Origin of the sequence: Streptomyces canus 299MFChir4.1 (assembly GCF_000383615.1) — a bacterium.
GTDB classification, from domain to species: Bacteria; Actinomycetota; Actinomycetes; order Streptomycetales; family Streptomycetaceae; genus Streptomyces; species Streptomyces canus_C.
The window spans coordinates 416,593-436,563 of sequence record NZ_KB911584.1 but is presented as its reverse complement, the minus strand read 5'-3'; the positions used below and the strand labels follow the sequence as shown (position 1 = coordinate 436,563).

General features: G+C 69.8%; 14 protein-coding genes. 6 read left to right on the top strand and 8 right to left on the bottom strand.

Annotated elements, in window-relative coordinates:
- The first annotated feature begins 91 nt into the window (after positions 1–91).
- Both mshC and H293_RS0110030 read left to right on the top strand, forming a co-directional pair.
- A complete protein-coding gene (gene mshC / locus H293_RS0110035) occupies positions 92–1,321 on the top strand; it encodes a cysteine--1-D-myo-inosityl 2-amino-2-deoxy-alpha-D-glucopyranoside ligase (RefSeq protein ID WP_020117742.1) in 1,230 nt (409 codons plus the stop codon).
- Positions 1,322–1,526: 205 nt separating this feature from the next.
- Positions 1,527–2,465, top strand: a complete 939-nt coding sequence (locus H293_RS0110030) for an SMP-30/gluconolactonase/LRE family protein (RefSeq protein WP_020117741.1) — start codon at positions 1,527–1,529, stop codon at positions 2,463–2,465.
- A gap of 38 nt (positions 2,466–2,503) precedes the next feature.
- Here H293_RS0110030 and H293_RS49305 read toward each other — a convergent pair whose 3' ends face one another.
- The 6 genes from H293_RS49305 to H293_RS0110000 form a co-directional block, all read right to left on the bottom strand.
- Positions 2,504–3,535, bottom strand: coding sequence for a PAC2 family protein (locus H293_RS49305; RefSeq protein WP_020117740.1), 1,032 nt, complete (start codon positions 3,533–3,535; stop codon positions 2,504–2,506).
- A gap of 152 nt (positions 3,536–3,687) precedes the next feature.
- Positions 3,688–4,359 carry a FadR/GntR family transcriptional regulator gene (locus H293_RS0110020; RefSeq protein WP_020117739.1) on the bottom strand — a complete coding sequence of 224 codons (672 nt, stop codon included), beginning with the start codon at positions 4,357–4,359 and terminating at the stop codon, positions 3,688–3,690.
- A gap of 230 nt (positions 4,360–4,589) precedes the next feature.
- On the bottom strand, positions 4,590–6,206 hold the full coding sequence (locus H293_RS0110015; protein ID WP_020117738.1) for a glycerol-3-phosphate dehydrogenase/oxidase: 1,617 nt from the start codon (positions 6,204–6,206) through the stop codon (positions 4,590–4,592).
- A 41-nt stretch (positions 6,207–6,247) separates the two neighbouring features.
- Positions 6,248–7,789, bottom strand: coding sequence for a glycerol kinase GlpK (gene glpK, locus H293_RS0110010; RefSeq protein WP_020117737.1), 1,542 nt, complete (start codon positions 7,787–7,789; stop codon positions 6,248–6,250).
- Positions 7,790–7,870: 81 nt separating this feature from the next.
- Positions 7,871–8,671, bottom strand: a complete 801-nt coding sequence (locus H293_RS0110005; RefSeq protein WP_020117736.1) for an MIP/aquaporin family protein — start codon at positions 8,669–8,671, stop codon at positions 7,871–7,873.
- A 320-nt stretch (positions 8,672–8,991) separates the two neighbouring features.
- Positions 8,992–9,765: an IclR family transcriptional regulator gene (locus tag H293_RS0110000; RefSeq protein ID WP_020117735.1), complete on the bottom strand. Its 774-nt coding sequence runs from the start codon at positions 9,763–9,765 to the stop codon at positions 8,992–8,994.
- 285 nt (positions 9,766–10,050) lie between these two features.
- Here H293_RS0110000 and metH point away from each other — a divergent pair, with 285 nt between their 5' ends.
- The 4 genes from metH to H293_RS0109980 all read left to right on the top strand — a co-directional run bounded on the left by metH (position 10,051) and on the right by H293_RS0109980 (position 18,132).
- Positions 10,051–13,572 (top strand): methionine synthase, encoded by a 3,522-nt coding sequence (gene metH, locus H293_RS0109995; protein WP_020117734.1) that lies wholly within the window; start codon positions 10,051–10,053, stop codon positions 13,570–13,572.
- A gap of 117 nt (positions 13,573–13,689) precedes the next feature.
- Positions 13,690–14,388: an HAD family hydrolase gene (locus H293_RS0109990; RefSeq protein WP_020117733.1), complete on the top strand. Its 699-nt coding sequence runs from the start codon at positions 13,690–13,692 to the stop codon at positions 14,386–14,388.
- A 445-nt stretch (positions 14,389–14,833) separates the two neighbouring features.
- Positions 14,834–16,438, top strand: coding sequence for an ABC transporter substrate-binding protein (locus H293_RS0109985; RefSeq protein ID WP_020117732.1), 1,605 nt, complete (start codon positions 14,834–14,836; stop codon positions 16,436–16,438).
- A 113-nt stretch (positions 16,439–16,551) separates the two neighbouring features.
- Entirely contained in the window at positions 16,552–18,132 is a 1,581-nt protein-coding gene (locus tag H293_RS0109980) for an ABC transporter substrate-binding protein (RefSeq protein ID WP_020117731.1), read from the top strand.
- Positions 18,133–18,239: 107 nt separating this feature from the next.
- Here the strand turns inward: H293_RS0109980 and H293_RS0109975 are convergent, their stop codons facing one another.
- Together H293_RS0109975 and H293_RS0109970 are read right to left on the bottom strand one after the other, a co-directional pair.
- Positions 18,240–18,911, bottom strand: coding sequence for a response regulator (locus tag H293_RS0109975; protein ID WP_020117730.1), 672 nt, complete (start codon positions 18,909–18,911; stop codon positions 18,240–18,242).
- A gap of 14 nt (positions 18,912–18,925) precedes the next feature.
- Complete coding sequence (locus tag H293_RS0109970; protein WP_259294453.1) at positions 18,926–19,804, bottom strand: RecB family exonuclease; 879 nt, start codon at positions 19,802–19,804, stop codon at positions 18,926–18,928.
- Positions 19,805–19,971 lie beyond the last annotated feature (167 nt).

Below are 19,971 nucleotides of genomic sequence, written 5' to 3'. Positions count from 1 at the left end.
CACACCGGGCCGTACGGCGCAAGAAGGCCTTACCGGCCATCTGGCCCGGTCCGGTTCGTATACGGAACATCCGTCCGGTTAGGCTCATGACATGCATGCCTGGCCCGCTTCCGAGGTCCCCGCCCTGCTTGGTCAGGGCCGCGACCTGAGGATCCACGACACCGCGACCGGTGGTCTGGTCTCCCTCGACCCCGGTCCTGTCGCCCGTCTCTACGTCTGCGGCATCACGCCGTACGACGCCACCCACATGGGGCACGCCGCGACCTACAACGCGTTCGACCTCGTGCAGCGCGTGTGGCTCGACACCAAGCGCCAGGTTCACTACGTCCAGAACGTCACCGACATCGACGATCCGCTCCTGGAGCGCGCCGAGCGGGACAGCATCGACTGGGCCGCGCTCGCCGAGAAGGAGACGGTCCTCTTCCGCGAGGACATGACCGCCCTCCGAATGCTGCCTCCGCAGCACTACATCGGTGCGGTCGAGGCGATACCCGGGATCGTGCCGCTCGTCGAGCGGCTGCGGGACGCCGGTGCCGCCTACGAGCTCGAAGGCGACACCTACTTCTCCGTCGAGTCCGACCCGAACTTCGGGAAGGTCTCGAACCTCGACGCGGCCGCCATGCGGCTGCTGTCCGCCGAGCGCGGCGGCGACCCGGACCGTCCGGGCAAGAAGAACCCCCTCGACCCGATGCTGTGGATGGCCGCCCGCGAGGGCGAGCCCAGCTGGGACGGCGCCTCGCTCGGCCGGGGACGCCCCGGCTGGCACATCGAGTGCGTGGCGATCGCCCTTGACCACCTCGGAATGACCTTCGACGTCCAGGGCGGCGGTTCCGACCTCGCCTTCCCGCACCACGAGATGGGCGCCTCGCACGCCCAGGTGCTGACCGGCGAGTTCCCCATGGCCAAGGCGTACGTCCACGCCGGCATGGTCGGCCTCGACGGCGAGAAGATGTCGAAGTCCAAGGGCAACCTGGTCTTCGTGTCGCAGCTGCGCCGCGAGGGCGTCGACCCCGCCGCCATCCGGCTCGCGCTGCTCGCCCACCACTACCGGGCCGACTGGGAGTGGACCGACCAGGTCCTCCAGGACGCCGTGGAGCGGCTGGGCCGCTGGCGTGCCGCCGTCTCCCGGCCCGACGGACCCTCCGCCGAGGCGCTCGTCGAGGAGATCCGCGAGGCCCTCGCGAACGACCTCGACGCGCCCACCGCACTGACCGCCGTCGACCGCTGGGCCGTCCTCCAGGAGGAGCAGGGGGGTACCGACATGGGCGCCCCCGGTGTGGTGACCCGCGCGGTGGACGCGCTGCTCGGCGTGGCCCTCTAGAAGGCCGAACGGAAGGGGCGCTTCCCTCCCTGCGGTGGGAAGCGCCCCTTCCTTGAGTTGGGCATCGGGTGCAATCCATCCAGAAAGCGACGTCACGTCACAATCCGGCCGAAGCCTGTGGAGGCCGCTGTCATGTGATGGGGTGGGAGCGTCGCTTGACTGTTCGGCCGGCCCCCGGGCCAGCCTATTGCGGAAGGACGCACCCGTGGCACCCGCAGACCGTTCCTTCGCACGTCGCACACTCCTGACCACGACCGCCGCGCTCACCGGAGCGGCCCTGCTCGGCGGCACCGCGCACGCGGCCGGCACCCGGCGCGCCGCGTGGCCCGCGCAGTTCCCCCTGCCCGAGGGCTTCCAGCCCGAGGGCATCACCATCGGCTCCGAGCCGTACGCCTGGTTCGGCTCGCTCGCGAACGGCGACATCTACCGGGCGAGCCTGGCCACCGGCCGCGGCGGGATCGTCGCGAGAGGCACCGGCCGCCCGACGGTGGGCCTGAAGATCGACCGGCACGGCCGCAGACTCTTCCTCGCCGGCGGCGACAGCGCCGAGATCCGGACCGTCGACGTCCGCTCCGGCGTGACCGAGCAGGTGTACGCCACCGGCGGCACCTTCGTGAACGACGTGGTCCTCACCCCGGGCGCCGCCTGGTTCACCGACTCCTTCAAGCCGGTGCTCTACAAGCTGGCCAAGGGCGCGGTGACGACCGTACCCCTGACCGGGGACTGGCAGCAGGGACCCGACTTCACGGCCAACGGCATCGAGCGCACCCCCGACGGCCGCGCCCTGCTCGTGGTGAACGGCTTCGCGAACGGCGGCGGCCTCATGCGGGTCGACCCCGCCACCGGCGCCGCCCGGGCCGTCGACCTCGGCACCGCGAAACTCCCCAACGGCGACGGCCTGTTGCTGCTCGGCCGGACCCTCTACGCCGTCCAGCAGCAGCAGAACGCGATCGACGTGTTCCGGCTGAACGACGCCGGCACCCGGGGCACCGCGATCACCCGTGTCACGGACCCGCGCTTCCGCATCCCGACGACGGTGGCCGCCTGGGGAAGGCGCCTGTATCTGCCCAACGCGCGCTTCGACGTGGAGCCCACGCCCACCACCGATTACGACGCGGTGGCGGTGAACCAGATCCAGAGCTGAACCGGAGAGGGCGGTGCGTGTGCACCGCCCTCATCCGCTCAGTCCTCCGGCGACGAGTCCTCGTCGTCCGTCTCCGGTTCCCGCTCGGGTGCCCGCTCCGGTTCCGTCTCCGCCGCCTCCGGCTTCGGCGGCTTGGGAGGCTTCGTACGACCGCCGGGGCTCTCCCGCAGGTAGGCCGAACTGTCGCTGCCGTCCGCGGTCGCGTGCCCGCCCGGCTGACCCGGCTGGCCGCCGTCCCGGCGCCGCAGATACCGCTCGAACTCCCGGGCGATCGCCTCGCCCGAGGCCTCCGGCAGCTCCGCGGTGTCCCGGGCCTCCTCCAGCGTCTGGACGTACTCGGCGACCTCGCTGTCCTCGGCGGCCAGTTGGTCCACGCCCACCTGCCAGGCGCGCGCGTCCTCGGCCAGCTCGCCCAGCGGAATCCGCACGTCGATCAGGTCCTCCAGACGGTTCAGGAGGGCCAGTGTCGCCTTCGGGTTCGGCGGCTGCGACACGTAGTGCGGAACGGCCGCCCACAGCGACACCGCGGGCACGCCCGCGTGGGTGCAGGCCTCCTGGAGGATGCCGACGATCCCCGTGGGACCCTCGTACTTGGTCTCCTCCAGGTCCATCCGCTGAGCCAGATCCGCATCGGACGTGGTCCCGCTGATCGGAACCGGACGGGTGTGCGGGGTGTCACCGAGCAGCGCGCCCAGGATCACCACCAGCTCCACGCCCAGTTCGTGGGCGAAGCCCAGCAGCTCGTTGCAGAACGAGCGCCAGCGCATCGACGGTTCGATACCTCGGACGAGTACCAGGTCACGCGGCTTGTCACCGCCGACGCGGACCACCGACAGCCTTGTCGTCGGCCACGTGATCTTGCGCACCCCGCCGTCCAGCCACACCGTGGGGCGGTTCACCTGGAAGTCGTAGTAGTCCTCGGCGTCGAGTGCCGCGAACACCTCGCCCTTCCACTCCCTGTCCAGATGCGCGACCGCGGTGGAGGCGGCGTCGCCGGCGTCGTTCCAGCCCTCGAACGCGGCCACCATGACCGGGTCGATCAGCTCGGGAACCCCCTCGAGCTCGATCACCCAGCGCCTCCTTCCGACGTGCCCTCGCTTAACGCACCAACCTTACGGCGTCCGGCGGGGGCGCCCGCAGCCCCCTTGCACGGGGGAGTGAACGATCACTGCCCCGTTCGCCACCCGGGAACACCCCCGTTCCGATGCCACTCGGAGGCTTCTCACAGCGTGGAGCGCAACCACTGCTCCACGCTCGCGATGTGCACGGTCGCCCACGAGCGGGCCGCCTCGGCGTCCCGGTCGCGCAGGGCCGCGAGGATCGCGCGGTGCTCGTGCAGGGTGCGGCTGACCGCGTCCTCCTGGGTCAGGCCGCGCCAGATCCGGGCCCGGGTGGTGGGCCCGGACAGGCCGTCCAGGAGGGAGCAGAGCACGGAGTTGCCGGAGCTCTGCACGATCCCGCGGTGGAAGTCGAGATCGCAGGCGACCAGTTCCTCCACCGACGGGCTGTCGCCGAGCTTGTCCAACTGGGCGTTGAGCGCGTCCAGTTGCTGCTCGCTGATCCGGGAGGCGGCCATCGCGGTGGCGGCCGGCTCCAGGATGCGGCGCACCGCCAGGAATTCCAGGACCGTGTCGTCGCGGTGGAAGTCCACGACGAAGCTCATCGCCTCCAGGAGGAGTTGCGGGTCCAGGCTGGTCACATATGTGCCGTCACCCTGACGTACGTCCAGGATGCGGATCAGCGACAGCGCCCGCACGGCCTCGCGCAGCGAGTTTCGGGACAGCCCCAGCTCGGAGGCGAGCTCGCTCTCCTTGGGGAGCCGCTCGCCGGGGCGCAGCGCGCCCGAGACGATCATGCCCTTGATCTTCTCGATCGCCTCGTCGGTGACAGCCATGTCCGGCCTCCTTCTCGCCCCGCACTGCGCTGAGACGTCGGATGTCTCAGCACATTATGGAGGCAGTCCGGTGCGGCCCGTCCCCAGGAGGGCAGCGGGCACCACCGGGCAGACGAAAGGGGGCGGCCCCGTCGGCGGGGAGCCGCCCCCTTTCGCAGGCCGGCCCCCACAGGGGAGGAGGGGCCGTTCTCGGGATGCCGGTCCCGGTCGGGGAGGGACCGGACCCGGGGCTACTTCTTGTCGAGCAGGTCCTGGACCTTCGCGCGGACCTCGTCCGTGGCCAGACCCCGGATCGTCAGCGTCGTCCGGCGGCGCAGCACGTCGTCCGGCGTCTCGGCCCACTCGTTGTCCCGGGCGTACACGACCTGCGCCCAGATCTCCGGGGCGTCCGGGTGGACCCGCTCACCCAGCTCCGGGTTCTCGTTGGCCAGACGCGCGATGTCGAAGGCGAGCGAGCCGTAGTGGGTCGCCAGGTGCTTCGCCGTGTCGGCGGCCATGCGCGGACCCGGTGCCGGGTTGTCCACCAGCAGGCGGTGCGCGACCGCGCGCGGGTTGGCGACACCGGGGAGGGGGAGCCGCTTCGGCAGGGCGGAGATCGGCTCGAAGTCGTCACCGAGCGGGGCGCCGGGCAGCGCCTCCAGCTTCTGCATGACCGTACGGCCGATGTGCCGGAAGGTCGTCCACTTGCCGCCCGCGACGGACAGCATGCCGCCACGGCCCTCCGTCACCACGGTCTCGCGCTTGGCCTTCGCCGTGTCACCGGGACCGCCCGGCAGCACCCGCAGACCCGCGAAGGAGTACGTGATCAGGTCGCGGGAGAGCTGCTGGTCGCGGACGGAGAACGCGGCCTCGTCGAGTATCTGGGCCGTGTCCTTCTCCGTGACCGCGACGTCCGCCGGGTCGCCCTCGAACTCCTCGTCCGTGGTGCCGAGCAGGAGCATGTCCTCCCAGGGCAGCGCGAAGGTGATCCGGTACTTGTCGATCGGGGTGGCCAGCGCGGCCTTCCACGGCGCGGTCCGCTTCAGGACCAGGTGAGCGCCCTTGGACAGGCGGATGGACGGCGCCGCGTTCGGGTCCTCCATCTTGCGCAGGTGGTCGACCCACGGCCCGGTCGCGTTCAGCACGAGCCGGGCGTTCACGCCGAACTCGTCGCCGGACTGCCGGTCGCGCAGGTCCGCGCCGGTCACCCGGCCCCTGGTGAACCGGAGCCCGGTCACCTCGGCGTGGTTCAGCACGACCGCGCCCGACTCGACGGCCGCGCGGACCGTCATCAGCGCCATGCGCGCGTCGTTCATCTGGTCGTCGCCGTACACGGCCACGGCCTTGAGGTTCTCGGTCCGCAGCTCGGGCACGTCCTGCGCCGCCCTGGAGGGGGACAGGAGGTGTCCGACGCCGTCACCGAACGCCGAGAGCGCGGAGTAGGCGAAGACGCCCGCCCCGAGCTTCGCGGCGCCGTGCGGCCCGCCCTTGTACACGGGGAGGTAGAAGGTGAGCGGGTTCGCCAGGTGGGGTGCCACCTGGCGGGAGACCGCACGGCGCTCGAAGTGGTTCTCCGCCACCAGCCTCACCGCGCCGGTCTGCAGATAGCGCAGACCGCCGTGGAGCAGCTTGGAGGAGGCGGAGGAGGTGGCGCCGGCGAAGTCGCCGGCGTCGACCAGGGCCACCCTGAGGCCGGACTGCGCGGCGTGCCAGGCGGTGGAGATGCCCAGGATGCCGCCGCCGATCACGAGAAGGTCGTACGACGCCTTGGAGAGCTGCTCCCGGGTCTCGGCGCGGCTCGGGTGGGAGCCGGAGGCCGGGTGCGTACCGAGGGCAGGCACGGACTGCAGGGTGGACTGACTGGTCATGTGGGGTTCTTACTCCTCGTCAGAGCTGGTGAGGGTGGTGCTCAGCTCTCGTCGTCCTCGAGCCAGCCCATGGTCCGCTCGACGGCCTTGAGCCAGCTCTTGTACTCACGGTCGCGCTTCTCCGCGGCCATGTTGGGGGTCCACTCGGCGGCCCGGCGCCAGTTGGCGCGCAGGTCGTCGGTGCTGGTCCAGAAGCCGACGGCGAGACCGGCGGCGTAGGCGGCACCGAGGCAGGTGGTCTCGGCGACCATCGGACGCACCACGGGGGCGTCCAGGAAGTCCGAGAGCGTCTGCATCAGCAGGTTGTTGGAGGTCATGCCGCCGTCGACCTTGAGGGCCGCGAGCTCGACGCCGGAGTCCTTGGTCATGGCGTCGCTGATCTCACGGGTCTGCCAGGCGGTGGCCTCCAGGACGGCGCGCGCGATGTGCGCCTTGGTGACGTACCGGGTGAGGCCGGCGATCACACCGCGGGCGTCCGGGCGCCAGTAGGGGGCGAAGAGCCCGGAGAAGGCGGGCACGAAGTACGCGCCGCCGTTGTCCTCGACCGAGAGCGCGAGCGTCTCGATCTCGGCGGCGGTGGAGATCAGGCCCATCTGGTCGCGCATCCACTGCACCAGCGAACCGGTGACGGCGATCGAGCCCTCCAGGGCGTAGACCGGCGCCTCGTCGCCGATGCGGTAGCCGACGGTCGTCAGCAGCCCCGAGTACGAGTTGATGATCTTGTCACCGGTGTTCATCAGCATGAACGTGCCGGTGCCGTACGTCGACTTGGCCTCGCCCTCGGCGAAACAGGTCTGGCCGAACAGGGCCGCCTGCTGGTCGCCGAGCGCCGAGGCGACCGGGATGCCGCCGAGCAGGTCGCCGAGCTTGCCGCCGCTGACCTCGCCGTAGACCTCGGCGGAGGAGCGGATCTCCGGGAGCATGTTCAGCGGGACGCCGATGGACTCGGCGATCTTCTCGTCCCACTCCAGCGTGCGGAGGTTCATCAGCATGGTGCGGGAGGCGTTGGTGACGTCGGTGTAGTGCTTGCCGCCGTCGACACCACCGGTCAGGTTCCAGATGACCCAGCTGTCCATGGTGCCGAAGAGGATGTCGCCGCGCTCGGCGCGCTCACGCAGGCCCTCGACGTTGTCGAGCAGCCAGCGGGCCTTCGGGCCGGCGAAGTAGGAGGCCAGCGGCAGACCCGTCTCGCGGCGGAAGCGGTCCTGGCCGACGTTGCGGCCGAGCTCCCGGCACAGCGCGTCGGTGCGGGTGTCCTGCCAGACGATGGCGTTGTGGACGGGCTCACCGGTGTTCTTGTCCCACAGCAGCGTGGTCTCGCGCTGGTTGGTGATGCCGATGGCCTTGATGTCGTCGCGGGTGATGCCGGCCTTCTGGACGGCTCCGGCGACGACCTCCTGGACGTTGGTCCAGATCTCGGTGGCGTTGTGCTCGACCCAGCCCGGCTTCGGGAAGATCTGCTCGTGCTCCTTCTGGTCGACGGAGACGATACGTCCGTCCCGGTCGAAGACGATGCAGCGGCTGGAGGTGGTGCCCTGGTCGATGGCGGCGATGAAGGGGCCGGCGGTGTGGGCGTCGGTCACTGTGTGCTCCTGGGTTCCGTGAGTGAGGGAGTGTCTACGACTGCTCTACGACTGCTTTGCTGTACGACCGCTAGGGATGTTCTAAGCGAAAGCGATGTTGTAGATGCCCGCGGCGATCGCCCCGCCGATCAGCGGACCGGCGATCGGGACCCAGGCGTAGGCCCAGTCGGAGCCGCCCTTGTTGGGCAGGGGCAGGAGGGCGTGCACGATGCGCGGACCGAGGTCACGGGCCGGGTTGATCGCGTAGCCGGTCGGACCACCGAGGGAGAGACCGATCGAGACCACCACGAGCGCGGTGATCAGGGCGCCCAGGGTGCCCAGGCCCTTGCCGTCGCCGTTGAGACCCTGCGTCAGGACGGCCAGCACGAGCACGATCGTGCCGATGACCTCCGTGGCGACGTTCTGCCAGGCGACCCGGACCTCGGGGCCGGTGGAGAAGATGCCGAGCACCGGGCCCGCGCCCTTCTCCTGTGCCTCGACGGCCTTGGCGGTCGTGGCCTGCGCGCCTGGGGCGCCGACGATCTCCTTGTCGGTCAGGTGCGCCTGGAACTGGCCGTAGTAGGCGATCCAGACCAGCGTCGCACCGATCATGGCGCCGAGCAGCTGCCCGCCCCAGTAGATCGGGACGTCGCCCCAGGAGATGCCGTCCTTCTTGAGCGCGAGCGCCAGGGTCACGGCCGGGTTGAGGTGGGCGCCCGAGAGCGGCGCCGAGGTGTAGACAGCCGTCAGAACGGCGAAACCCCACCCGAAGGTGATGGCGAGCCAGCCGGCGTTGCGGGCCTTGGAGGCCTTCAGCGTGACGGCGGCGCACACGCCACCGCCGAGCAGGATGAGTATGGCGGTACCGATGGTCTCGCCGATGAAGATGTCGGAGCTGGACACCCGCGACTCCTTTGTCCTTCGTCCAGGGGACCGAACCCCGGGTCCCTCCGGAGGTTCGAGCTGCTCTCGGGGTGAGAGCGATGCCGGCCCATGGCGTTGTCACACTCTAGCGCGTATTGCCGGTAGGTGTTCGACAATGCCGACCGATGGACGGGAGTCTTGCTCCGGGGCTGCGCGCCCGTCAAGGGTTCTGTTGTCGAAAACTCGATCGTTATTGACAGCTGTGAGTCAACGATCTTGTTTTGGCGATTTATGCCGTTGTGTCAGGGTGCGGCGAAGGGCCGGCACGTCACCGACGTACCAGCCCTGACCTGCGGTACTCAGAACCGCCCGGCGCCCAGGTCCCGCGAGACCGCGCGGGCGCAGTCCCGCACCGCCGCGATCAGCTCGGGACGCAGCGCGCCCTCCTCGTCGGGCCGGCACAGCCGCTCCACGGCGCCCGTGATGCCGACCGCGCCGACCGGCATCCGCCGCCGGTCGTGGATGGGCGCGGCGATCGACGCCACGCCCTCCCAGGTCTCCTCGACGTCCGCCGCGTACCCACGCGCGCGCGTGACGTCCAGGAGCTGCTCGAAGTCCTCCAGGTCGCACACGGTCCGTTCGGTGAACGCCTTGCGGTCGCTCTCCAGCGCCTCGCTGTGCGCGACCGGGTCGTACGCCGAGAGCACCTTGCCGAGCGCCGTGCAGTGCAGGGGCTGCATGGCCCCGATCTCCAGCACCTGGCGGCTGTCGTCGGGCCGGAAGACGTGGTGCACGATCAGCACGCCGTGCTGGTGCAGCACGCCCAGATGGACGCTCTCGCCGCTGGAACGGGCCAGGTCGTCGGTCCACACGAGCGCACGCGCGCGCAACTCGTGCACGTCCAGGTAGGTGGTGCCCAGGCGCAGCAGCTCGGCGCCCAGCTGGTACCGCCCGGAGGCCTCGTCCTGCTCCACGAACCCCTCCGCCTGGAGGGTGCGCAGGATGCCGTGCGCGGTGCCCTTGGCCAGGTCCAGGGACGAGGCGATGTCCGACAGGCCGAGCCGCCGCTCGCCGCCCGCGAGGAGCCGCAGCATCGCGGCGGCCCGTTCGAGCGACTGGATGTTCCGTGCCATCGCCGTCCTGCCTCCGTCCCCTTCGACAGCCGAGTGCTACGGCGTCGCTGCCGCTGTTCGGCAATGTCGAACACTACCGGTCGATGCCGACCTCCCGCTAATGGTCGGTCGGCATCTGTTGTGTCACTGGTATCCCGTCGGTGACCCGCCCGTCATCCTCGTCCGTCCCGTGGACGTGCCGACCATCCTCGCGAGGACCCGGCTACCCTGGCGTGGTGCGCCCGGCGTGGGACGACTCGCGGGCGCCCTGAAGCCGACAGCCGTCGCAACTGAGGGAGCCCCTTCATGGCCTCGTCGCCACCGACCCCTTCCGCCGACAGCCGGACCCGTGTGTCCGCGCTCCGCGAGGCGCTCGCCACCAGAGTGGTGGTCGCCGACGGAGCGATGGGCACCATGCTGCAGGCGCAGGACCCCACCCTCGAGGACTTCGAGAACCTCGAAGGCTGCAACGAGATCCTCAACGTGACACGCCCGGACATCGTCCGTTCCGTCCACGACGCGTACTTCGCGGTGGGCGTCGACTGCGTCGAGACCAACACCTTCGGGTCCAACCACACGGCCGCGTCGGAGTACGACATCGCCGACCGCGTGCACGAACTGTCCGAGGCGGGTGCCCGGATCGCCCGCGAGGCGGCCGACGAGCACACCGCCCGCGACGGCCGCCCGCGCTGGGTCCTGGGCTCCGTCGGCCCCGGCACCAAGCTGCCCACCCTCGGCCACATCGACTACGCCACGATCCGCGACGGCTACCAGGCCAACGTCGAGGGCCTGCTCGCCGGCGGCGCCGACGCCCTGATCGTCGAGACCACGCAGGACCTCCTCCAGACGAAGGCCTCCGTCCTGGGCGCCCACCGCGCGCTGGAGGCCACCGGCGCCGACGTGCCGCTGGTCGTCTCGATGGCGTTCGAGACCACCGGCACCATGCTGCTCGGCTCCGAGATCGGCGCCGCGCTGACCGCGCTGGAGCCGCTCGGCATCGACATGATCGGTCTGAACTGCTCGACCGGCCCCGCCGAGATGAGCGAGCACCTGCGCTACCTCGCCCGGCACTCCCGCATCCCGCTGCTGTGCATGCCGAACGCGGGCCTGCCGATCCTCACCAAGGACGGCGCGCACTTCCCGCTCGACCCCGAGGGCCTGGCCGACGCCCAGGAGAACTTCGTCCGCGACTACGGCCTCTCCCTGATCGGAGGCTGCTGCGGCACCACCCCCGAGCACCTGCGCCAGGTCGTCGAGCGGGTCCGCGACCTCACGCCCCCCGAGCGCGACCCGCAGCCCGAGCCCGGCGCCGCCTCCCTCTACCAGACGGTCCCCTTCCGCCAGGACACCTCCTACCTGGCGATCGGCGAGCGCACCAACGCCAACGGCTCGAAGAAGTTCCGCGAGGCCATGCTGGAGGCCCGCTGGGACGACTGTGTGGAGATGGCCCGCGAGCAGATCCGCGAGGGCGCCCACATGCTCGACCTCTGTGTGGACTACGTGGGCCGTGACGGCGTGGCCGACATGAAGGAGCTCGCCGGCCGCTTCGCCACCGCCTCCACCCTGCCGATCGTCCTGGACTCCACCGAGGTCCCCGTCATCCAGGCCGGCCTGGAGAAGCTCGGCGGCCGCGCGGTCATCAACTCCGTCAACTACGAGGACGGCGACGGCCCCGAGTCCCGCTTCGCGAAGGTCACCAAGCTCGCCCAGGAGCACGGCGCGGCGCTGATCGCGCTGACCATCGACGAGGAGGGCCAGGCCCGCACCCCCGAGAAGAAGGTCGAGATCGCCGAACGGCTCATCGACGACCTGACCGGCAACTGGGGCATCCACGAGTCGGACATCCTCATCGACACCCTGACCTTCACCATCTGCACCGGTCAGGAGGAGTCCCGCAAGGACGGCGTCGCCACCATCGAGGCCATCCGCGAACTCAAGCGCCGCCACCCGGACGTCCAGACCACGCTGGGCCTGTCCAACATCTCCTTCGGCCTCAACCCGGCCGCCCGCGTCCTGCTCAACTCGGTCTTCCTCGACGAGTGCACCAAGGCGGGCCTGGACTCGGCGATCGTCCACGCGTCGAAGATCCTGCCGATCGCCCGCTTCACCGAGGAAGAGGTCCAGACGGCCCTCGACCTCATCTACGACCGCCGCGCCGAGGGCTACGACCCCCTCCAGAAGCTGATGGCCCTGTTCGAGGGCGCCACCACCAAGTCCCTCAAGGCGGGCCGGGCCGAGGAACTGGCCGCCCTGCCGCTGGACGAGCGCCTCAAGCGCCGCATCATCGACGGCGAGAAGAACGGCCTGGAAGCCGACCTCGACGAGGCCCTCCGGACGCGCCCCGCCCTCGACATCGTCAACGACACCCTCCTGGACGGCATGAAGGTCGTCGGCGAGCTGTTCGGCTCCGGCCAGATGCAGCTGCCGTTCGTCCTCCAGTCCGCCGAGGTCATGAAGACCGCCGTCGCCTACCTCGAACCGCACATGGAGAAGGTCGAGGGCGACGAGGCCGGCAAGGGCACCATCGTGCTCGCCACCGTCCGCGGCGACGTCCACGACATCGGCAAGAACCTCGTCGACATCATCCTGTCCAACAACGGCTACAACGTGGTCAACCTCGGCATCAAGCAGCCGGTCTCCGCGATCCTGGACGCCGCCGCCGAGCACCGCGCCGACGTCATCGGCATGTCAGGCCTGCTGGTCAAGTCCACGGTGATCATGAAGGAGAACCTGGAGGAGCTCAACCAGCGCGGCCTCGCCGCCGACTTCCCGGTCATCCTGGGCGGAGCCGCGCTGACGAGGGCGTACGTCGAACAGGACCTGTACGAGATCTACGAGGGCGAAGTCCGCTACGCGCGCGACGCGTTCGAGGGACTGCGCCTCATGGACGCCCTCATCGGCGTCAAGCGGGGCGTGCCGGGCGCCAAGCTGCCCGAGCTCAAGCAGCGCCGGGTGCGCGCCAGTGCCGTACAGGTGGAGGAGGAGCGGCCCGAAGAGGGGCATGTCCGCTCCGACGTGGCCACCGACAACCCGGTGCCCACCCCGCCGTTCTGGGACACCCGCGTCATCAAGGGCATCCAGCTCAAGGAGTACGCCTCCTGGCTCGACGAGGGCGCCCTGTTCAAGGGGCAGTGGGGGCTCAAGCAGGCCCGCACCGGCGAGGGACCCACGTACGAGGAGCTCGTCGAGACCGAGGGCAGGCCCCGGCTGCGCGGCCTGCTGGACCGGCTCCAGACCGACAACCTTCTCGAAGCCGCCGTCGTCTACGGCTACTTCCCCTGCGTGTCCAAGGACGACGACCTGATCATCCTGGACGAGGAGGGCAACGAGCGCACCCGCTTCACCTTCCCGCGCCAGCGCCGCGGCCGCCGGCTCTGCCTCGCCGACTTCTTCCGCCCCGAGGAGTCGGGGGAGACCGACGTGGTCGGCCTCCAGGTCGTCACCGTCGGCTCGCGGATCGGTGAGCAGACCGCCAAGCTGTTCGAGGCCAACGCCTACCGCGACTACCTCGAACTGCACGGCCTGTCCGTCCAGTTGGCCGAGGCGCTCGCCGAGTACTGGCACGCGCGCGTGCGTTCCGAGCTCGGCTTCTCGGGCGAGGACCCGGCCGACGTCGAGGACATGTTCGCCCTGAAGTACCGGGGCGCCCGCTTCTCCCTCGGCTACGGCGCCTGCCCGAACCTGGAGGACCGCGCCAAGATCGCCGACCTGCTCCGGCCCGAGCGCATCGGCGTCCAGCTGAGCGAGGAGTTCCAGCTCCACCCCGAGCAGTCCACGGACGCGATCGTCATCCACCACCCGGAGGCGAAGTACTTCAACGCCCGCTGAGCCGCCGATCCGGCTCACCGGGCACACTGATCGGATAAGTCGTACACTGGTCGGTCCACCGGCAGGCCGGTTCCCCTCGTGGGAACCGGCCTGCGCGTCCCTCAAGGAGGTACGTGGATGACCAGCACGGTCCCCGCGCCATTGACCCGTACGGCAGACGGCTCCGCCCTTCAGGCCGTCCTCCTCGACATGGACGGCACCCTGGTGGACACCGAGGGCTTCTGGTGGGACGTCGAGGTCGAGGTCTTCGCCGGTCTCGGACACACCCTCGACGACTCCTGGCGCCATGTCGTGGTCGGCGGCCCCATGACCCGCAGCGCCGGATTCCTGATCGAGGCCACCGGCGCCGACATCACCCTCCCCGAGCTCACCGTCCTGCTCAACCAGGGCTTCGAGGACCGAATCGGCCGCTCCCTGCCGCTGATGCCCGGCGCCATCCGGCTGCTGGCCGAGCTGTTCGCGCACCGCATCCCCACCGCCCTGGTCTCCGCCTCGCACCGGCGCATCATCGACCGGGTCCTCGACTCCCTCGGCCGCCGGCACTTCGCCCTCACGGTCGCCGGCGACGAGGTGCCGCGCACCAAGCCGCACCCCGACCCGTATCTGTTCGCCGCCGCCGGCCTCGGCGCGGATCCGGCCAGATGCGCCGTCGTCGAGGACACCGCGACCGGTGTCGCCGCCGCCGAGGCCGCCGGCTGCCAGGTCGTGGCCGTGCCCTCCGTGGCCCCCATCCTCCCGGCCCCCGGACGCACGGTCGTCGGGTCGCTCGAAGACGTCGACCTGAGATTTCTGCGGGGCTTGATCGCTCTTCGATGACGGAAATGCCTCAGCTGTTCACCCAGCGTGCAGTGCGGATGGCGGGGTAATTCCCCAGAGCCCTGTCGAAACAATTCGAAGCCCGCCGGACGGCCGAATTCCGACCGGTCGGCGCCTGCGCGCGGGTGTGAGGTTCTTCACTCGACAGGCCCTCGACAGGCCCTCGACAGGCGGCCCGGGCTGTGCCGAACGCCCTGCTTCGAGGGGCGCGGGCGCGCCCATGTGTCCCGATTGATGAAACCCTGCACCAATCCTTCCCCCGGCGAACCTTCGGTGCGTCCACACCCGGTTTCGCTGTGTGATGGAAGCTCAACTCCCGTGACCGCGAACCCTCCTGCAGGTGCGGACTAATCTCCTGGTGAGAACATCGCCCTAACCCCGTGATCGGCCGCACCACCCCTGCATGCCGGGTACACGGACTGAACAGCTGTGGAGAAACTCGAGCATGAACCGCAAGACTTTGGTGCTGCCGGCCGTCATAGGTCTGCTCGCGCCGGTGCTCGCCGCTTGCGGCGGTTCCGACAGCGGCAGCGGCGGGGGCGACGCGATCGGGGTCGGCACCACGGACCGGTTCACCGCCACGAAGGACGCTCCCGCGCCCCTCGACCCGGCCTTCGCCTACGACGTCGGCACCTGGAACGTCCTGCGCCAGACCGTGCAGACCCTGATGATCCAGCCCAAGGGCGACGGCGAACCCGTGCCCGAGGCGGCCCAGTCCTGCGGCTTCAGCGACAGCGGCAACGAACGCTATGTCTGCACCCTGCGCGACGGCCTGAAGTTCGCCAACGGCGACGCCATCACCGCGGCCGACGTGAAGTACTCCATCGACCGCGCCCGCGCCATCAAGGCCGACTCCGGCGTCTTCGCCCTGCTCTCCACCGTCGACACCGTCGAGACCAAGGGCGACCGCGAGGTCATCTTCCACCTCAAGACCGCCGACGCCACCTTCCCGTACAAGCTGTCGACCCCGGTCGCCGGCATCGTCAACCCCGACGACTACGAGAAGAACAAGCTCCGCGACGGCTTCGACGTCGAGGGCTCCGGCCCCTACACCATGAAGGCCGACGTCAAGGACAACGTGCTCGTCGACGCCGTGTTCACCAAGAACCCCAACTACAAGGGGTCGTTGACGGTGAACAACGACAAGGTCGAGCTGCGTTCCTACGAGGACGCCGACGCCATGGGCGCCGCCCTCGAAAAGGGCGACATCGACCTCATCACCCGCACCCTGTCGCCCCAGCAGATCCAGAAGATGTCCAACGAGTCCGGCGGGAACGTCGACCTCGTCGAGATGGCCGGTCTGGAGATCCGCTACCTCGCCTTCAACACCAACGCGCCGACCGTGAAGTCCCGTGCCGTGCGCCAGGCGATGGCGCAGCTCATCAACCGCAGCGAACTCATCTCCAAGGTCTACGGCACCCAGGCCGAGCCGCTGTTCTCGCTGGTCCCGGCCACCATCACCGGCCACTCCAACTCCTTCTTCAACCGGTACGGCGACCCGAGCGTCACCAAGGCCAAATCCCTGCTGACCCAGGCCGCCATCAGCACTCCGGTGAAGCTGACCCTCCACTACACGACCGACCACTACGGGCCGGGCACCAAGCAGGAGTTCGAGGACCTGCAGAGGCAGCTCAACGCCAGCGGGCTCTTCGACGTCACCATCAAGGGCGAACTCTGGGACACCTTCCGCCCGGCCGAGCAGAAGGGCAAGTACGACGTCTACGGCATGGGCTGGTTCCCGGACTTCCCCGACGCGGACAGCTACCTCGCCCCCTTCCTCGACAAGGACAACTTCCTCGGCTCGCCCTACAGCAACGGCCAGATCCGCAACACGCTGATCCCGGACTCCCGTCGCCAGGCCGACCGTCTCGCCGCGTCAGGAAGCCTCACCGCGATCCAGGACATCGTCGCCAAGGACGTCCCGATGCTGCCGCTGTGGCAGGGCAAGCAGTACGTCGCCGCACGCGACGACGTCACGGGCACCGCCTATGCGCTCAACTCCTCCTCCTCGCTGCAGCTGTGGGAACTCGGCAAGGGCGTGAGCGGCTGACCGGCCGTTCGGCACAGGCGTGAGCGGCTGACCACCGACCACGCCTCCTTCGCCCCGGGCCCACGCGGACGGGTCCGGGAGGTCACAAGAAACCGACGACAAGGCACTCGCTCGTGAACAAGCGCATCCAGTGGCAGGTCCTGCCGATCATGGCGGGGCTGGCCTCCGGTCTGCTGACCGGCTGCGGCTCGGAGTCGGGGGACTCCGGGGCCGACGGCCCATCCGTGGTTATGGGGATGTCCGACGATGTCCTCGCCACCGACCCGGCCTCCGGTTACGACCCGGGATCCTGGCTGTTGTTCAACAACGTCTTCCAGTCGCTGCTCAGCTTCCCCAAGGGCGGCACGGAACCGGAGCCGGACGCCGCGAAGAGGTGCGAGTTCACCGACACCAAGACCCAGGTGTACCAGTGCAGCCTCAAGGACGGCCTCAAGTTCAGCAACGGTGACCCGCTCACCTCCGAGGACGTCAAGTTCTCCTTCGACCGCACGCTGCAGATCAACGACGACGCCGGTCCCGCGATCATGTTCCCGATGCTCGACAAGGTCGAGACCCCGGACGAGGAGACCGTCGTCTTCCGGCTGAACACCCCCGACGCGACCTTCCCCAGCAAAATCGCCTCCGGTGCCGGCTCCATCGTCGACCACACGCAGTACGACGCCGACGGCCTTCGCAAGGACGGCAAGGCGTTCGGCTCCGGCCCCTACCAGCTCGACTCGTTCGACGACGACCAGGCCGTCTTCTCCGTCAACGAGAACTACAACGGCACCGCCGACCCCCAGAACTCCGGCGTCACCCTGAAGTTCTTCCACGGCGACCAGGCCGCCCTGAAGACCGCCCTGACCGATGCCGAGGTCGACCTCGCCTACCGCGGTCTGAGCGCGGGCGACATCGCCGACATCGAGGAGGCCTCACCCGACTCCGGCGTCGAGGTCGTCGAGGGCACCAGCGCCGAGGTCCAGCACCTCGTCTTCAACATGAACGACCCGGTCACGGGCAAGCTCGGCGTCCGCAAGGCGATGGCCTACCTGCTCGACCGCGAAGCCCTCATCCACGACGTCTACCAGGGCACCGCGACCCCGCTCTACTCGATCGTCCCGGCCGGTATCGCGGGCCACAACACGGCCTTCTTCGACACCTACGGCGCCCAGCCCTCCCGGTCCAAGGCCGCCGCCGCCCTGGCCGACGAGGGCATCACCGGCAAGGTGAAGCTGACCCTGTGGTCGACCCCCTCGCGCTACGGCCCGGCCACCGACCAGGAACTCAAGACGATCGCCCGGCAGCTCAACGCCAGCGGGCTGTTCGACGCCGACGTGCAGTCCGTGGCCTTCGACCAGTACGAGAAGGACGTCGCCGCCGGCAAGTACGGCGTGTACGTCAAGGGCTGGGTACCCGACTACCCGGACGCCGACAACTTCACGGCCCCCTTCTTCGGCAAGGGCAACGTGCTGGAGAACAACTACTACAACAACAAGATCACCGGCTCACTCATCCCCGAGACCGCCGCCCAGCCGGACCGCGCCGCGACGGACGGACACTTCGGCACGCTCCAGGACCTCGTCGCCAAGGACGTCCCGGTTCTGCCGGTCTGGCAGGCCAAGCAGTACGCCGTCGTCCGGGACGACGTCTACGGCCTGGAGTACTGCCTCGACGCCTCCACCGTCTTCCGCTTCTGGGAACTCGGCAAGGGCTGATCCGACGGGCCGCCGACACGCGCTGATCCGGCGGCCGCACGCACGAAGAGGGCGCCCCCCGTCAGGTGGGGGACGCCCTCTTCGCTCTCGTACCGCTGAGGCGCCCGCTACTGCGCGCCGGGGCGCACCAGACCGCTCTCGTACGCGTACACCGCGGCCTGCACCCGGTCCCGCAGCCCGAGCTTGGTCAGCACATGACCGACATGCGTCTTCACGGTGGTCTCGCTGACGAACAGATCCGCGGCGATCTCCGCGTTCGACAGCCCGCGCGCCACCAGCTTCAGCACCTCGACCTCGCGGTCGGTCAGCGTGTGCAGGGTGTCCGGCACCGGCTCGTCACCGGACGGCAGATGCGTGGCGTACTTGTCGAGCAGCCGGCGGGTGATGCTCGGCGCGAGCAGTGCCTCGCCCGCGGCCACCACCCGGATCGCCTGCACGAGCTCGTTGGCCGGGGCGTCCTTGAGCAGGAAGCCGCTGGCTCCCGCCCGCAACGCCTCCACCACGTACTCGTCGAGGTCGAAGGTGGTCAGCACCAGCACCTTGGCCGGGCCGTCCCGCCCGGGACCGGTGATCTGCCGGGTCGCCTCCACACCGTCCATCCGCGGCATACGGATGTCCATCAGGACCACGTCGGGCTGCAGCGCCCGCACCTGGTCGATGGCCTGAAGGCCGTCTCCGGCCTCGCCCACGACCGCGATGTCCTGCTCGGCCTCCAGAATCATCCGGAATCCGGTACGCAGCAGCGGCTGGTCGTCGACCAGTAGGACGCGGATGGCCACGTGAGTCTCCTTCGCTAGTCCGGCCCCATTCTGCCCTGCTCACTGATCGCGGACGTCACCGGTAGCGGGTAGGGCGGGGGAGTGCCGCCGAACTCCGGGCAGTGCTCCTGGTGGTCGCACCAGCCGCACAGCTTCGTCGGGCGCGGTCGCCAGTCACCCGACTGCGTGGCCTGCCGGATCGCCTCCCACAGCGCGAGCAGCTTGCGCTCGACACGCTCCAGGTCGGCGAGGACCGGGTCGTACGTCAGGACGTCACCGCTGCCGAGATAGACGAGCTGGAGCCGGCGCGGGATCACGTTCTTCAGTCGCCACACCACCAGGGCGTAGAACTTCATCTGGAACAGCGCGCCCTCGGCGTACTCCGGCCGGGGCGCCTTGCCGGTCTTGTAGTCGACGATCCGCACCTCGCCGGTCGGCGCCACGTCGACCCGGTCGATGATCCCGCGCAGTCGCAGCCCCGAGTCCAGCTCCGCCTCCACGAACAGCTCCCGCTCGGCGGGTTCCAGGCGCGTCGGGTCCTCCAGCGTGAACCACCGCTCGACGAGCCGCTCCGCCTCACCGAGCCACTGCGCCAGCCGCTCGCCGTCCGGGTCGTCGGCGAACAGCTCCACCACCTCCGGCCGGCTCTCCCGAAGCCGGTCCCACTGACCGGGAATCAGCGACTTGGCCGCGGGCGCGGTCCGCTCCCCGGCCGGCGCGTCGAACAACCGCTCCAGCACCGAGTGCACCAGCGTCCCCCGGGTCGCCGCCGCACTCGGCTTCTCCGGCAGCCGGTCGATCACCCGGAAGCGGTACAGCAGCGGGCACTGCATGAAGTCATTGGCACGAGAGGGCGACAGGGAGGCGGGAGCGACGGGCACCACCACGGCGGCCTCGGACACCGCACCACCCACCGGGCTGCCCGTAGCCTCGCCCGCGCCGGCCGCGTCTCCACCCTGCCGCCCGGGTGCGATCACCGCAGGCGCGGTCCCGGGTTCGGCCGGGTTCGGCGTGTCACTCGTCGTGGGCTGCGCTGCGACCGTTGTCTGGGTTGCTGCCGGGTCCTCGTGGGCCGGGTAGG